The organism is Rhodococcus sp. DT1 (genome assembly GCF_049844875.1).
In the GTDB taxonomy this organism is placed as follows: Bacteria; Actinomycetota; Actinomycetes; order Mycobacteriales; family Mycobacteriaceae; genus Rhodococcus.
The window spans coordinates 261,093-275,750 of record NZ_JBNCLW010000002.1 but is presented as its reverse complement, the minus strand read 5'-3'; the positions used below and the strand labels follow the sequence as shown (position 1 = coordinate 275,750).

Annotated in this window: 13 protein-coding genes; 6 read left to right on the top strand and 7 right to left on the bottom strand. The window is 66.7% G+C overall.

What is annotated here, in order from left to right:
• Nucleotides 1-25 precede the first annotated feature (25 nt).
• Together ACLQ3J_RS05585 and ACLQ3J_RS05580 are read right to left on the bottom strand one after the other, a co-directional pair.
• On the bottom strand, nt 26-1,198 hold the full coding sequence (locus tag ACLQ3J_RS05585; RefSeq protein ID WP_296550509.1) for an alkane 1-monooxygenase: 1,173 nt from the start codon (nt 1,196-1,198) through the stop codon (nt 26-28).
• Between the two features lie 197 nt (nt 1,199-1,395).
• Nucleotides 1,396-1,599, bottom strand: coding sequence for a cold-shock protein (locus ACLQ3J_RS05580; protein WP_169618985.1), 204 nt, complete (start codon nt 1,597-1,599; stop codon nt 1,396-1,398).
• A gap of 201 nt (nt 1,600-1,800) precedes the next feature.
• Between ACLQ3J_RS05580 and ACLQ3J_RS05575 the strand changes: the two genes are divergently transcribed.
• On the top strand, nt 1,801-3,021 hold the full coding sequence (locus tag ACLQ3J_RS05575) for a pyridoxal phosphate-dependent aminotransferase (RefSeq protein WP_296550560.1): 1,221 nt from the start codon (nt 1,801-1,803) through the stop codon (nt 3,019-3,021).
• A 345-nt stretch (nt 3,022-3,366) separates the two neighbouring features.
• Nucleotides 3,367-4,650 carry a YibE/F family protein gene (locus ACLQ3J_RS05570; RefSeq protein WP_296550508.1) on the top strand — a complete coding sequence of 428 codons (1,284 nt, stop codon included), beginning with the start codon at nt 3,367-3,369 and terminating at the stop codon, nt 4,648-4,650.
• A 1-nt stretch (nt 4,651) separates the two neighbouring features.
• Here ACLQ3J_RS05570 and ACLQ3J_RS05565 read toward each other — a convergent pair whose 3' ends face one another.
• Nucleotides 4,652-6,079 (bottom strand): Hsp70 family protein, encoded by a 1,428-nt coding sequence (locus ACLQ3J_RS05565; RefSeq protein WP_296550507.1) that lies wholly within the window; start codon nt 6,077-6,079, stop codon nt 4,652-4,654.
• 146 nt (nt 6,080-6,225) lie between these two features.
• Here ACLQ3J_RS05565 and ACLQ3J_RS05560 point away from each other — a divergent pair, with 146 nt between their 5' ends.
• Nucleotides 6,226-6,741 (top strand): protein tyrosine phosphatase, encoded by a 516-nt coding sequence (locus ACLQ3J_RS05560; protein WP_425902439.1) that lies wholly within the window; start codon nt 6,226-6,228, stop codon nt 6,739-6,741.
• 451 nt (nt 6,742-7,192) lie between these two features.
• Here the strand turns inward: ACLQ3J_RS05560 and ACLQ3J_RS05555 are convergent, their stop codons facing one another.
• Together ACLQ3J_RS05555 and nhaA are read right to left on the bottom strand one after the other, a co-directional pair.
• Nucleotides 7,193-8,113, bottom strand: a complete 921-nt coding sequence (locus tag ACLQ3J_RS05555) for an SDR family oxidoreductase (RefSeq protein ID WP_425902438.1) — start codon at nt 8,111-8,113, stop codon at nt 7,193-7,195.
• A gap of 109 nt (nt 8,114-8,222) precedes the next feature.
• The gene (gene nhaA, locus ACLQ3J_RS05550) at nt 8,223-10,076 is read right to left on the bottom strand and encodes a Na+/H+ antiporter NhaA (RefSeq protein WP_425902437.1); all 1,854 of its coding nucleotides are present in this window, start codon (nt 10,074-10,076) and stop codon (nt 8,223-8,225) included.
• Between the two features lie 125 nt (nt 10,077-10,201).
• Here nhaA and ACLQ3J_RS05545 point away from each other — a divergent pair, with 125 nt between their 5' ends.
• Nucleotides 10,202-11,107 carry an alpha/beta fold hydrolase gene (locus ACLQ3J_RS05545; RefSeq protein ID WP_296550503.1) on the top strand — a complete coding sequence of 302 codons (906 nt, stop codon included), beginning with the start codon at nt 10,202-10,204 and terminating at the stop codon, nt 11,105-11,107.
• A gap of 30 nt (nt 11,108-11,137) precedes the next feature.
• Here the strand turns inward: ACLQ3J_RS05545 and ACLQ3J_RS05540 are convergent, their stop codons facing one another.
• Complete coding sequence (locus ACLQ3J_RS05540) at nt 11,138-11,686, bottom strand: nuclear transport factor 2 family protein (protein WP_425902435.1); 549 nt, start codon at nt 11,684-11,686, stop codon at nt 11,138-11,140.
• Nucleotides 11,687-11,701: 15 nt separating this feature from the next.
• Nucleotides 11,702-12,187 (bottom strand): nuclear transport factor 2 family protein, encoded by a 486-nt coding sequence (locus ACLQ3J_RS05535; RefSeq protein WP_425902434.1) that lies wholly within the window; start codon nt 12,185-12,187, stop codon nt 11,702-11,704.
• A gap of 237 nt (nt 12,188-12,424) precedes the next feature.
• Between ACLQ3J_RS05535 and ACLQ3J_RS05530 the strand changes: the two genes are divergently transcribed.
• Entirely contained in the window at nt 12,425-13,597 is a 1,173-nt protein-coding gene (locus ACLQ3J_RS05530; RefSeq protein ID WP_296550500.1) for an acyl-CoA dehydrogenase family protein, read from the top strand.
• A 30-nt stretch (nt 13,598-13,627) separates the two neighbouring features.
• Entirely contained in the window at nt 13,628-14,539 is a 912-nt protein-coding gene (bphC, locus tag ACLQ3J_RS05525) for a biphenyl-2,3-diol 1,2-dioxygenase (protein ID WP_169618944.1), read from the top strand.
• Nucleotides 14,540-14,658 lie beyond the last annotated feature (119 nt).

The following is a 14,658-nucleotide window of genomic DNA, read 5'->3' as shown; positions in this document are numbered from 1 at the left end:
GATCGTTCCGTAATATAGCTTCGCGTCAGTCCGAGTATCTGGCAAGGAGCAAATCTCGCTTCGGGGGGTGGATGTTGATGCGTGACAAATCCCGGCCGTAATGCTCCAGCAGCCTCTGATCCATGATCCGTCGCCAGAGCGGCGGGACCAGCGACAGCACGATCAGGACCGCGTATCCGGCGGGAAGCTGAGGCGCGTCGGGCATGGAGCGCAGCGTCTGGTAGCGGCGCAGCGGGTTCGCGTGATGGTCGCTGTGCCGCTGGAGGTTGTAGAGGAAGACGTTCGAGCAGACATGATTGCTGTTCCAACTGTGCTCCGGAGCGACCCGTTCGTACCCGCCGCCGGGACGGCTCCGCCGCAGCAACCCGTAGTGCTCGATGTAGTTCGCGCCTTCGAGAAACATGATGGCAAGGGCTGCCTGCACGACCAGCCACGGTGCGATCGACCAGCCGAACACCGCGATGAGCGCCGCGTACAGCACTGTGCTCATGAGCCAGGCACTGAGCACGTTGTTATGCCGCACATTCCACCACGAGAGGCCACGGCGCTTCAGCCGCGCGTTCTCGTACCGCACCGCCGAACCGAGGCTGCCGAACACCGAACGCGGCAGGAATCGCCAGTACCCTTCACCGAAGCGTGCCGTCGCAGGATCCTCCGGTGTGGCAACCCTGATGTGGTGCCCGTGATTGTGCTCGACGTAGAAGTGACCGTAGAAAGATTGGGCGAGCGCCACTTTCGCAAGGTTTCTTTCGATCGACGTGCGCTTGTGCCCGAGCTCGTGCGCTGCGTTGATGCCGACTCCGCCGACGATGCCCAAGGTCGCGGCCAGGGCGAACTTTTCGGCGCCGCCCATGGGCTGCGACACCCAGAGCCAGCAGCCGAAGACGAACCCGGCGTACTGCAGCGGCAGGTAGAGGTACGTGCAGTACCGGTAGTACCGGTCGTTCTCGAGGGGTTTCATCACCTCGTCGGGCGGGTTGCCGGTGTCGACCTTGGCAAGCGCATCGATCAGCGGGCAGATCACCGCGATGATGATGGCGCCGGTCGCCCAGAACACCCCGAGGTGGAAGTGCTGCACCAGAACGTAGGCGAGAAACGGGCTCAACGGGATCGCCAGTCCGTACAACCAGAGGTAGCGCTTCGGATCCCGCCATCGCGCACCCGAGCTTGCGCGCTCGGTGTCGCCCCCCACGCTCATTCCCACCTCACACCGGTTCCGTCTCCGACGGCTTATCGAATCCCCACCGACCACAACGCGACTCGCACGCCGGATCGGCTACACAGTATCCATGGGGCCAGATGTGCGGTGAGACCCGGATCGGCACCGGGAGCAGACACGGCGACGGCGCCGCACCCTGAGATGCGACGCCGCCGCTCGGTCAGCAGAGATGCGCTTCAGATAGCGCGCACACCCTGGGCCTGCGGGCCCTTCTGACCCTGGCCGATCTCGAACTCGACGCGTGCTCCCTCGTCGAGCGACTTGAATCCCGAGCCCTGGATCTCGGAGTAATGAACGAAAACGTCCGCGCCCCCACCGTCCTGCTCGATGAATCCGAAGCCCTTTTCTGCGTTGAACCACTTGACAGTGCCCTGCGCCATACCACTTGCTCCTAATCTTCCCGTACGTCACCCCGACGTACGGCCTTGCTGGAATCCCAATCATCGCACTTATCCGGACATTCGTCGCGGTGGATCCCGCCTTAATTCCGCGTGTCGGGAAAATGCGGATGAAATCGGTTTGCGGGACGGTGGCACCATAGAGCCGTGACTAACGAGGAACAGGGCCAGCTTCACCACCGGATGAGCCGCCGTCTGGAGCAGTCGTCCAAGCTCCAGAACGTGCTGTACGAGATCCGCGGACCGGTGCACGCGCATGCGGCACGGCTCGAAGCGGAGGGCAATCGCATCCTCAAGCTCAACATCGGCAACCCCGCACCCTTCGGGTTCGAGGCGCCGGACACGATCGTGCAGGACATGATCGGGTCGCTTCCGCATGCCCAGGGGTACTCGGAGTCCAAGGGCATCGCGCCCGCCCGGCGCGCGATCGTCACCCGCTACGAGCTGGTCCCGGGCTTCCCCAAGTTCGACATCAACGATGTCTACCTCGGCAACGGCGTGTCCGAACTCATCACCATGACGATGCAGGCGCTGCTCGACGACGGCGACGAAGTGCTCATCCCCGCACCGGACTACCCGCTGTGGACTGCGATGACATCGCTCGGCGGTGGCACACCCGTGCACTACCTGTGCGACGAGACCAACGGCTGGAACCCCGACATCGAGGACATCGAGTCGAAGATCACCGAGCGCACCAAGGCGATCGTGGTGATCAACCCGAACAACCCCACCGGCGCGGTGTACTCCCGCGAGGTGCTCGAGCAGATCGTGCGACTGGCACGCAAGCACCAGCTGCTGCTGCTCGCCGACGAGATCTACGACAAGATCCTCTACGACGACGCCAAGCACGTCTCCCTCGCGACGCTGGCCCCCGACCTGCTGTGCATCACGTACAACGGGTTGTCGAAGGCGTATCGCGTCGCCGGCTACCGGTCGGGCTGGATGGTCATCACCGGCCCGAAGGACCACGCCGCCGGATTCCTCGAGGGCATCGATCTGCTCGCGTCCACTCGCCTGTGCCCGAACGTTCCGGCCCAGCACGCCATCCAGGTGGCCCTGGGTGGCTACCAGAGCATCGACGATCTGGTGCTGCCCGGCGGGCGCCTGCTCGAGCAGCGGGACGTCGCGTGGGAGCGCCTGAACGCGATTCCGGGCGTGAGCTGCGTCAAGCCGCGCGGCGCGCTGTACGCGTTCCCCCGGCTCGACCCCGAGGTGTACGACATCCACGACGACGAGCAGCTGGTCCAGGATCTGCTGTTGCAGGAGCGCATCCTGGTCACACAGGGCACGGGCTTCAACTGGCCCGCCCCGGACCACTTCCGCATCGTCACGCTGCCGTGGGCCCGGGACCTCTCCGTTGCGATCGAGCGGATCGGCAACTTCCTCTCGAGCTACAAGCAGTAGCGGCACGCCCGCGAAAGCGATCGTTGCGGAACGGTGACGCAGGGGCGCTAGAGGCGAAAGTCCCTGTTCGGTGCCCTCGGAGTCTGTTCGGGCCTGGACGGTCCGTCCGATTCGTGAGGAGCGCCACAGAATCGCGGGCCCCGCGGACCCCCAAAAGCAAGTAGCTTGGATTTCGGCACTCAGTGCCGGGCTCCCTGACCGACGCCATCCCCCTGTGCGAGGTCAGGTGACGGTGGCGGGGACACCCCCCTGCTCCCCGCCACCCCCAGCCCACTGTCTTCGGTTCACTCCTCGTGGTCGGCCACCGCCTGCGCGTGTCGCGCGGCGGGTGGTTAGCCTGTGGCCGTGAGTCACGGACACGGACACGGCCACTTCGACGGACCTGCACCACTGGGCCCGCTCGCCGCGAAGATCGTCATCGGATTGCTGGTGGCCATCGGCGCCGTCGTCCTCCTCGGAACGGTGCTGCTCTGGCCGAGCAGTCAATCCATCGACGTTCCGGCCCCGTTCCAGACCACCGGCGGTGACGCAGTGGTCACCGAAGCCGGAACAGTGGTGGAGCAAGGTCCCGGCGCGTGCGGTAGCCCGTCGTCCGGGCGCGTGTTTCCCGGCGACCCGCTGCCCCCGCCCGTCGGCGGGGCATACGAGTGCGAGCGCAGCATCATCGCGATCGAGTCCGGTCCCAACGCCGGCGCCTTCACCTTGCTCGAAGTGGTCCCTGGTCCCGGGCAGCCCGAATTGAGCACCGACGACGACATCCGGATCGTCCGCCAGACCGACCCCACCGGGGCCACCCAGTACTCGTTCTACGACTTCGCGCGCGGCCTGCCACTGAGCCTGGTCATCGCGACGTTCGCGATCGTCATCGTCGCCGTCGCCCGCTGGCGCGGCCTGCGGGCGCTCATCGGCCTCGGCGTCGCGTTCGCTGTGCTCGTGATGTTCATGCTCCCGGCGCTCCTCGACGGAAAGCCGGCCGTCCCCGTCGCGCTGGTCGGCGGAGCACTGATCCTCTACGCCGTGCTGTATCTCGCCCACGGGGTCAATCTGCGGACCAGTTCGGCGTTGCTCGGCACCCTCGCGTCGATGGCCCTCGCCGCATTGCTCTCGTACGTCGCGATCCGGATGACCCATCTGACGGGTCTGTCCGAAGAACAGAACACCGACGTCCAGATGTACATCGGCACCGTGTCGATCAGCGGCCTGCTGCTGGCAGGCTTCATCATCGGCTCGCTCGGTGTGCTCAACGACGTCACGATCACGCAGGCCTCGTCGGCGTTCGAACTGGCATCCCTGGATCCACGCGCGTCGCGCCGGGAGATCTTCGCGTCCGCGATGCGGGTCGGCCGCGACCACATCGCCAGCACCGTTTACACGCTCGTGCTCGCCTACGCGGGTGGTGCGCTGCCGCTGCTGCTGCTCTTCTCCGTCGCGGGCCGGTCGATCTCCGACGTGGTCACCGGCGACGCGGTGGCCGTCGAGATCGTGCGCGCATGCGTGGGCGGTATCGCGCTGGCGCTGTCGGTTCCCCTCACCACAGCGATCGCCGCCGTGCTGTCCCGGGCCGGAAGCCCGCCGGTCGCGCCGGGCCGGCACTCCCGCCCCAACGGGGGCGGGCAGCCGGGCCGGTAGGTCACAGACCGGGTACGCGGAGTTCCGGTAGCCGGGGCAGTTCGATCGTCGGGAGCGGCGGCAACGTCGGTACCGGAATGTTCAGGCCCGGGATCTGCGGTTCCGGAGTCGGTTCCGGCGACGGAGGCGGCGGTACCGGTCGCGGCTCGTAGGTGGTCGTGGGCGACTCGGTGGTGGTTGTGGGAGTGACCGTCGACGGTGACACAGCGGGCGCGGGCCGTGGCCGCGTCGACGACGTCGTGGGCTGATCGAACGACTGCGTAGGACTCGTCCCGCGGCCGTCCGCAGGCGCTCCGAACACGGAGTTCCCCGCGCTCAAGGCGATACCGATCACCGCGACGACAGCCAGCGCCGACCCGGCCAGTCCGGCACCGGAGATCTGCTTGCCGCTGACCGAAGGTCCCCGCCACGACAGCGCGGCCCACCACGGCTTCGCGTCGTCGTCGGTCTTCTCCGCAGGCTTCTCCGGCGGCGGCGAGGACACCGCCGCCTTGACCACCGGAATGCGGTCGGTGTCTTCGCTGACCGGCGCGGGACGCGGAGGCACGATTCGGGTGAGCGGACTGATCGGCTGCGACGACGGCGGCCGCGCAGCGACGATCGCACCGCCCTTGGCCAGGACGAGTTCGGGTTCGTGAGGCACGACCAGCGGCAGCTTCAGCCACGAGCGCAGCACTTCCTGGACCAGCGGCACGTGCGCGCCGCCCCCGAGCAGCACCACGGCCTCGGGATTGCGGTTCGAGCGGGCGATGACGTTGTGCACGAACTGCGCGGACGACTCGACGCACTGCGAGATCAGCGGGTCGAAGGTGTCGCGCGACAGGAACACCACACCGGCCGCTCCGGGAACCGCCACGGTATCGCTCTCGGAGAGCTTCTCTTTCGCCTGCCGGCACTGCGCCGACAATTCGTTGTCGGTGCTCGGGTCGTCGGGACGCCACACGCCGTTGGTATCGAGCGCATGTTCGCGGATGGCTTTGTCGAAGACGCGGCCACCGATCGAGTCGGTCCGTTCGGCGAGGACCTGGCCGGCGCGCAGGTCGACCACGGTGACCGTCAGGCCCGCGTCGCCGAGGTCGTAGAAGACCGCGGTGTTGCTGCCCAGCTCGCCGGTCGCCTGCAGATAGGTCAAGGCCGCTTCCGGCTCGGACACGAGCGTGAAGCGGTCGAGCTTCTCGGCGGACAGTGCGGCACGCAGGCGTTCGGCCTGTGCCTGATCGCGGTAGACGAGCCCGACCGTCTCGATCGGATCGCCCGCCACGCCTGCCTGGAACAGCACGCCGAGCGTGCTCGCCGCGAGTCGCGCCGGATCGTCCTTACCGGTCTCCACGACCTGGAATTGAAAACCCGCAGAGGGTGCGGCCCGATCCACCGGACGCACGATCCGGACGGCGCTTTCCCCCACGGTTACACCGAGAACCGAACTCATGAGCCGCCTTCGACAGTTGGTCGCGCCAGCGGCGTTGTGTCTCCCCGGCGCCTTTCGAATCGCTCCGATGCTACCCAATGCCGGATACGACGCCAGGGCCGGTTCGTGGGACAGCCCCTCGCGGCGACGTCCCCTACGATCGGCGGATGCGGATTCTCTTCGTGTGCACCGGAAACATCTGTCGCTCGCCCACCGCCGAACGGTTGACCACAGCATTTGCCGCCGAGTCGGGGCGGGACGACCTCGACACCCACAGCGCGGGCACCAGGGCCGTGGTGGGACACGGCATGGAGCCCACCGCCGCGCTCGTGTTGCAGCAACTCGGGGGTGACCCGGAAGGATTCGTCGCGAGACGGCTGACCCCGGAAATCGCAGAGGACGCCGACCTCGTCCTCACAATGAGCGAACAGCATCGGGGCGACGTGATCACGCTCGCACCGCGGATGATGCGCGTGACGTTCACGCTGCCGGAAGCCGCGCGCGTGCAGCAGGCTTCGGGCGCCGCGTCCGTCGCAGAACTGGCAGAGGCCCGGGCACAGTTTCCCGCATCCGGGCCGGAAGACATCGTCGACCCGATCGGCCGCGACGAGGAGACATTCGTCGCGGTCGGATCGGAGATCGCCGACCTGCTGCTACCCCTGCTCGCCCGCATCCGGGCCTGAGCCGTCCGCCGGACACCGCGGTGTATGGACCACAGGCCGCGGCTCCGACGAGTGACGACCCTCACCGTCGCGCACGGCCGGCGGGAACCGAGCACCTCGAGACCTCGCCGTGTTCGCCGGTCTGTAATCCGAACAGATGAACCTTGCCGAAGCATGCCCTGTGGCGTAACGGGAACCGTAGGGCGACGGATAAACCGTGTGTCGCAAGTGAATACGCAGAACATCTGCGCAGCGGCCGGTCTCGGGGAGGAGACTCGGATGGAGGCGAGGCGTCGGTCGGGGCTTCAGGCCTCACGATGCGGGCTCGATTGTCGGTGACGCCCGGGGCGGTGCGCCACATGACACGAAACCTCCGACCGCCGACGCGGTACACGCCTACCACGTCGTAGGCGTGTACCGCGTCGATCCAGTGCGCCCGCGACCAGTCGACGGCGCAGGCTCGAGGAAGTGGCTACGGGGACGGCATCCCACCGTTGACGTGGATCGTCGATCCCACCACGTAACTCGATTCCGGCGACGCCAAAAACACATACGCCGGCGCCAGTTCGGTGGGCTGGCCCGCACGCCCCAGGGGTGTGTTCTGCCCGAACTCGGGAAGTTCCTCTTTCGGCTGCCCATCGGAAGGTTGCAGCGGTGTCCAGATCGGACCTGGTGCGACGGCGTTGACGCGGATACCCTTGCCGGCGAGCTGGTTTGCCAGGCCCTTCGTGAAGTTGTTGATCGCCGCCTTGGTGGAGGCATAATCCATCAGCGTCGGCGACGGCATGTACGCGACGATCGACGTGGTGTTGATGATGGTGCTCCCGGCCTCCAGATGCGCCAGCGCGGCGCGAGTGGTCCGGAACATCGCGAGGATATTCGTTTCGAACGTCTCCTCGAGTTGCTCGTCGGGCAACTCTTCGAGACTGGTCGTCGCGATCTGCTTGCCCGCGTTGTTGACGAGGATGTCGAGTCCGCCGAGATGTTCGGCCGCGTCATCCACCACGCTGCGGCAGAAACGAGCGTCCGTCAGGTCGCCACTGAGCGTCACCGCCTTCCGGCCGCTCTCGGAGATGATGCGGGCGACGTTCTCCGCGTCAGGTTTTTCCTCGGGCAGATGTGAGATCGCGACGTCGGCTCCCTCTCGCGCGAACGCGATCGCCACGGCGGCACCGATTCCGGAATCACCGCCGGTCACGAGTGCTTTGCGCCCCTGAAGGCGACCGGTGCCGCGGTACGAGAACTCACCGATGTCGGCTCGTGGCTCGAGTTCGGATTCGTGCCCCGGTTCCGGCTGATGTTGCTCCGGGGGCGTGATCGACGGGTAGCGAGTCACGGGGTCCTGGAAGCGGAGTTGATCGGTCCGCGTTGTGTGGGCGTCCTCTTCAGCCATCAATGTCTCCCTCCATCGGGCCTTCCTGAACTGGTCGGGTGCTGCTCTGCACGTCGGCTTCCCGCTGTATGAGCACCCAAACCTCGCCTGGGTGTGGGTCCGGTAGCGGTCAGGGCTCGCGCGCTTCTTCGAGTCTGCTGATCAAGGTCGCCGCGTCGAACGGCCCGGTGTGCAAGGGAAGACCCGTGCCGGTGGCTCCGAGGTAGAACGTGGGTGTCCCGGACAGGTTGCTGGTCGCGGCGTCGAGATCGTCGTCGTCGACTCGGTGCCGGTAGCGGTCCAACCGCAGATCCTCGTCGAATCGGTCCATGTCGAGGCCCAGTCGCTCGGCGTAGTCGTAGATCTCCTCTTCGGACAGGGCGTCGCTGTGGGCGAAGAGGAGGTCGTGCATCTCCCAGAACTTGCCCTGCGCCGCGGCCGCCTCGGAAGCCTCGGCTGCGAAACGCGCGTGCGGATGCACCGCATCGAGCGGGAAGTGCCGGAAGACGTACCGGAGGTCGTCACCGAAGTGTGTGCGTACTTCCTGGATGCCCCCGGTGGCCCTGGTGCAGAACGGGCACTCGAAATCGGCGTACTCCACGAGCGTGAGCGGTGCGTTTTCCGGTCCCCTCACGTGATCTCGGCTCGGATCGACCGGACGTAACAGCACGAGTCCGGTGACGCCGTCGGTGGGGCGGCGTCGATCCGCCAACCGGAACAGCGCCCAGCCCGATCCGGTCGCGAGCACGGCTGCGACGAGTACACCGATGCGCGCATCGTTGGCGGCCTCGGGCGATTCGAACGCCAGGTCCACGATGAACAGGGAGATGGTGAATCCGATGCCCGCAAGTGCTGCCCCACCGCTGACCTGCGAGAGAGTCAGGCCCGGCGGCAGGCTCCCGGGCCGAAGACGGGAGAACACTGCGGTGGCTGCGGTGATCCCGACCAGCTTGCCCACCACCAGACCGAGAACGACACCCCACGTGATCGGTGAGACGATCGCGTCGCCGATCGTCTCGCCGGTGATCACCACACCGGCGTTCGCGAGAGCGAAGATCGGCACCACGAGAAAGGCTGTATACGGCTGATAGAACCGGAGCAACCGCTCGTTGACGGACACCGCGCGGAGAACACCGAGTTGCGCCGCGCGCGCATAGTCGGGATTGGGTGATTGGCGGAATGCCCGCGTGAGCTGACCCGCCCGTTCCACCTCGGCGCGCCGCGGCGGATAGATGGGAAGGATCAGCGCGATCAGTACACCGGCAAGGGTGGGATGCACGCCCGACTCGTAGAAGGCCACCCACGTTGCGGCCGCGACGAGGAAGTAGGCGACGCCGCGCCACACTTCGAGCCGGCGGAACTGCATGATCAACAGCAAACCCGCGAAGCCGAGCAGCAGGTACCCGAGCCTCAGCTGCTCGGTGTAGAAGAACCCGATGATGGCGAGCGCACCGATGTCGTCGGCCACCGCGAGCGCGAGGATGAACACCCGCAACCGGGCCGGGCACCGTGGTCCGACGAGCGCGAGCGCGCCCAGCACGAACGCCGTGTCGGTGGAGACCACCACGCCCCACGCACCCGCAGCCTCCCCGCTGGGGTTGAGCAACAGGTAGAGCACGGCAGGCAACGCGAGACCGGCAACGGCGGCTACCAGTGGGACAGCGGCCCGTGTGCGATCGGTGAGCTCTCCGATGGTGAGTTCCCGCTTCACTTCCAGACCGACGACGAAGAAGAACAAGGTCATCAGGCCGTCGTTCACCCAGTCCTTCAAGTCGAGGGTGATGGCGTAATCCCCGATCCGGATGCTCAGCGGGGTGTGCCAGAACGCCTCGTAGGAATCTCCCAGGTTTGCCCAGACAAGCGCCACGACCGTGGCGGCGAGCAGGAATCCCGCCGCCAGCGTGTCGTCGTCGGTGCCGTCACGGATGCCGGCGAGCAGCCTGGACACCCGACGAAGATTCGTGGGATTGTCGTCGACCGTCATGTGCCCCTCCGAAGTCCTTTCCGAGTCTCCTCCGGAACACTCCAACGTCCCCTCGAAAGCGTAAAGACGACGGCGCGACATGGCAGGGTACGAACAGACACCGGTAGCGAGCGATAAGGATGCCCATGACCGACCGGACCGAGCGCGCAGCAGTCGGCGACCTCGAATTGGCCTACGAGACGTTCGGCGACGCGGACGCCCCACCCCTTGTGCTCATCATGGGTCTCGCCACCCAGATGCTCGCGTGGGACGACGAATTCTGCGGACTTGTGGCCGGCCACGGCTTCCACGTGATCCGCTTCGACAACCGCGACATCGGATTGTCCGGTCACCTCGACGAGGCCGGAGTTCCCGACCTGGGTGCGCTGCTCGGTGGACAGGGCACGCCTGCACCGCCGTACACGCTGGTGGACATGGCCGAGGACACAGCAGGGTTGCTCGACGCGCTCGGTCTCGAGTCCGCGCACATCGTCGGTGCGTCGATGGGGGGCATGATCGCCCAGCAACTCGCGATCGATCACCCCAGCCGGGTACGGAGCCTGACATCGATCATGTCCACGCCGTCGCGGGAGGTGGGTCGGACGCGACCGGAGGCGTCAGCGGCGCTGTTCCTTCCGCAGCCGACCGACCCGGACAGCGCCGCCGAACGTTCCCTTCAGGTGTACCGGGTGATCGGTTCGCCCGGATACCCGCTCGACGAATCACGTGTCGCCGACCTTGGGCGGCGATCGTTCCTCCGGAGCCACGACGCCGCCGGTGTCGCGCGCCAGTTCGCTGCGATCCTGGTCTCCCCCGACCGCACTCCGGGACTACGCAACCTGACGATCCCGACCTTGGTCATCCACGGCGAAGACGATCCGCTCGTCGAGGTGGACGGCGGAATCGCAACTGCCGACGCCGTTCCGGGAGCCCGCCTGGTGGTGGTTCCGGGCATGGGCCACAACCTGCCCCCACAGTTGTGGCCACAGCTCACCGGCGAGATCGTCGGCCATGCCCGGGCGGCAGAGAAGGGGTCCGCTGCTCGCGCGTGACGCCGGTGCGCCGCGGGAGTGCCGAAAGGCTCAGAGCGGTTTCAGGAACGAGAAGAATCCCGGCGTGTGCACCTGCCGGAGACGGGTGAGCTTGCGGTACGAAATCAGCCATACACCATCGACTCTGGTGTAACGCTCGTGGTAGTGACCCCACCCGTGTAGCGATTCCTCGGTGCCGGCGTTGTCCCACCACAACCGGTCCTCCATCGCCCAGATACCGCGGGCGGTGGTGTCGGATTCCAGCACGATCTCGGGGCAGTGCCCGTGATGCGCCGAGGTCACCTTCACCGGGCCGTCGAGCAGGTTGCTGATGGCACGCGTCAGCGCCGTACGCCCTACCACACGGCCCGATTCACCGTCGGTGCTGGGGCGTTTGTCGCCGGGCAGGCCCTGCCACGTTTCGCTGACGACGTCCTCGGTGTGCAAGGTGGGGTAGTACTCCCACTGCTTGTTGTCCATCACCCGGAGCCGGGCGGCGAAGACCCGCTCGATCTCCCGGATGGCGAGAAGTTGCTCTGCGGCACCGAGGGTGAGGCCTGCTGATTCCGAAGAGAGAGTTTGTGATTCGTTCTGGGACACGACTTTCCTCCGGTGTCAGCGGGACGCTCGCGCGAGCAACTCGCGTGCTGCGGCGCTACCGTCGAGCAGCCGGGCCGTGCGGCGCGTGATCTTCCAGGCTCCGTCGATGCGCGCCAGCTCGAAGCGGTTGGCCGTGACGCGCCAGACGCGGAAGGAATCGACATCGAGGTTGCGGCGCAGCAACAGTGAATGGCAGGTCGCGACGGCCGTGTCGCCGTCGACCCGGATGTGGACGGGGTCGAGAAGGTGGCCACAGCCCTCGTTGATGTAGTCCTGATGGGGACGGGTGCGGACCATCTCGGTGATCGCGTCGCGGCCCTCCATCACCCGGATGTCGATGTCGTAGACGGCATCCTCGGCCCACAATTCGCCGACCGCGTCGGCGTCACCGGCGTCGACGGCAGGCCCGTACGCCGACAGCACCTCCTGGATCGCTGCCTTGTCTTCGAGTGCCTGGACACGCTCGAGCAGGGAAGCCACCAGAGCTGCGGTGTCGGTCATCTTGCTCCTTCGGAAGGTGCGGGCACGGACGGCCGGTGCGTTGTCCTCGTTGTACCGCGCCCCCGCAGGTGGCGCAGTTGCTGTCCCGTTCAACGGAAACATCGATGCGGGTGGGTGTGGTCCCTGCCACTGTTCGGGGTAGCGCATCGGCACACTGTGTGCGCCGGTCCCCACCCCTTATCGGGACACCACCCCACCGCTCGGCTCCCACAGCCGATACCCAGGAAGAGTCACGCCATGGGCCACGTTTTGGACAGAATCATGCAGCACGCGGACGAGATCCGCGCCGAAGGCGTCGAGGGCGACAAGCTCATGCGCCTGACCGACACGACCGCGAAGCACCTGCGCGAGTCCGGCATCATCCGCACGTTCCAGCCCAAGGAGTACGGCGGATTCGAAGGCCATCCCCGTGAGGCCGCCGAGACCGTCATGGCGCTCGGCGCACTCGACGGCGCGACGGGCTGGGTCGCCGGCATCGTGGGTGTCCACCCGTGGGAGCTGGCATTCTTCGATCCGAAGGCCCAGGAGGAGATCTGGGGCGCCGACAACGACATGTGGATGGCGTCGCCGTATGCGCCCATGGGTGTCGCGGTGCCGGTCGACGGCGGTTACATCCTCAACGGGCGCTGGGCATTCTCGTCCGGCACGGATCACTGCGGATGGATCATGATCGGAGCGGCAGTCGGAGACAAGGACGGCAACCGGACCGACAAGGTCCTGCACGTCGTGCTTCCCCGCTCCGATTACGAGATCGACCAGGACAGCTGGAACGTCATCGGCCTGCGCGGCACGGGCTCGAAGGACCTCATCATCAAGGACGCCTTCATCCCCGAGCACCGCACCCTCGACGCCGAGATCGTGCTCAGCGGCAACGGCTGGCGTCACGCCGGACGCGACGAGACGCTGTACAAGTTCCCGTTCTCCTACATCTTCCCGCTGGGCATCACGTCGTCGCTCATCGGCATGACCGAAGGCGCGCTCGCCTGCTACATCGCGGCCCAGAAGGAGCGGGTCCAGGTCACCGGCGTCCCGATCAAGGAAGACCCCTACGTTCTCTTCGCGATCAGCGAGGCCGCATCCGAGATCTCCGCCTCGCGACTGGCTCTGCTCGAGACCGTCGACCGCTTCTGGGACAAGACCGACCGCGGTGAAGAGATCAGCTTCGAGGAGCGGGCCATCGGCCGGCGCACCCAGATCTCGGCGGCGTGGCGTGCAGTGCGTGCGATGGACGAGGTCTTCGCCCGCGCCGGCGGTGCGGCCGTCCACTTGAAGACGCCGATGCAGCGTTTCTGGCGCGACGCGCACGTCGGCTTGACCCACGCCATTCACGTGCCCGGCATGATCTACCACTCGGCCGCCCTCACCCAGCTCGGCGGCGAGCCGCAGGGCGCATACCGCGCAATGATCTGATCCACCTACTACTTTCGAGGAACAACTGACATGACAGAGTTACGGGGTCTCGGTTACCTCAGGATTCAGACACAGGACGTGCCGCGCTGGCGCGAACTGCTGCTCGACGGCCTCGGTATGGCCGAGGGTTCCGGTCCCGAGCAGGACGGGTTCTACGCACGCGTCGACGAGCGTCGCTCCCGCATCCAGGTGCTGCCCGGCGATTCGGACAAGGCACTGGCCGTGGGCTGGGAAGTACGCGACGAGTTCGCACTCGAGCGTGTGCGTGAAGCGGTCGAGAAGTCCGGCCGGACGGTGGAGGTGCTCTCCCACAAGGAGGCCACCTACATCGACGCGGAAGGTGCCATCGCGTTCGAGGATCCGTCCGGTACGCGCCTCGAGGTGTTCTTCGGCCCGGTTCTCGACCACAGCCCCGTGGTCACCCGATTCGCGGGACGCTGGGTCACCGGACGCCACGGCCTCGGTCACGTGGTGCTGCCCTCGGCGAACTTCGCCGAGACGTACGAGTTCTACACGCAGGTACTCGGGTTCCTGCCGCGCGGTTCGATCCGTCTCGACGAGGACGGCCTCGTCCGCGTGCGCTTCCTCGGCATCAACGAGCGCCATCACAGCCTCGCGCTGTGCCCGGCACCGCCGAACGAGGAGCCCGGGCTCGTGCACCTGATGACCGAGGTCGACACCCTCGACGCAGTGGGTCAGGCCCTCGATCGGGTCAACCGCATGGACTTCTCGATCTCCTCGACGCTGGGCCGGCACACCAACGACAAGATGATCTCGTTCTACGTCCGCGCACCGGGCGGATGGGATCTCGAGTTCGGTACCGAAGGCATGCTGGTCGACGAACGGTTCTACACATCCGAGGAGATCACCGCCGACGCGTACTGGGGCCACGACCAAACCGGCTCCGAGCCGCTGAAGGCGTTCGCACCGCCCGCCGGATAGCGCGGGTCAACTTACCCCGCAAGCACACTCGCTCAGAAGCGGGGCGGCCCACCGCGCCGCGCGGGGGGGGCGCCGCAGCCCCCCCCCGGAGACGCCGAACCCACCCCAGATGAAACCCA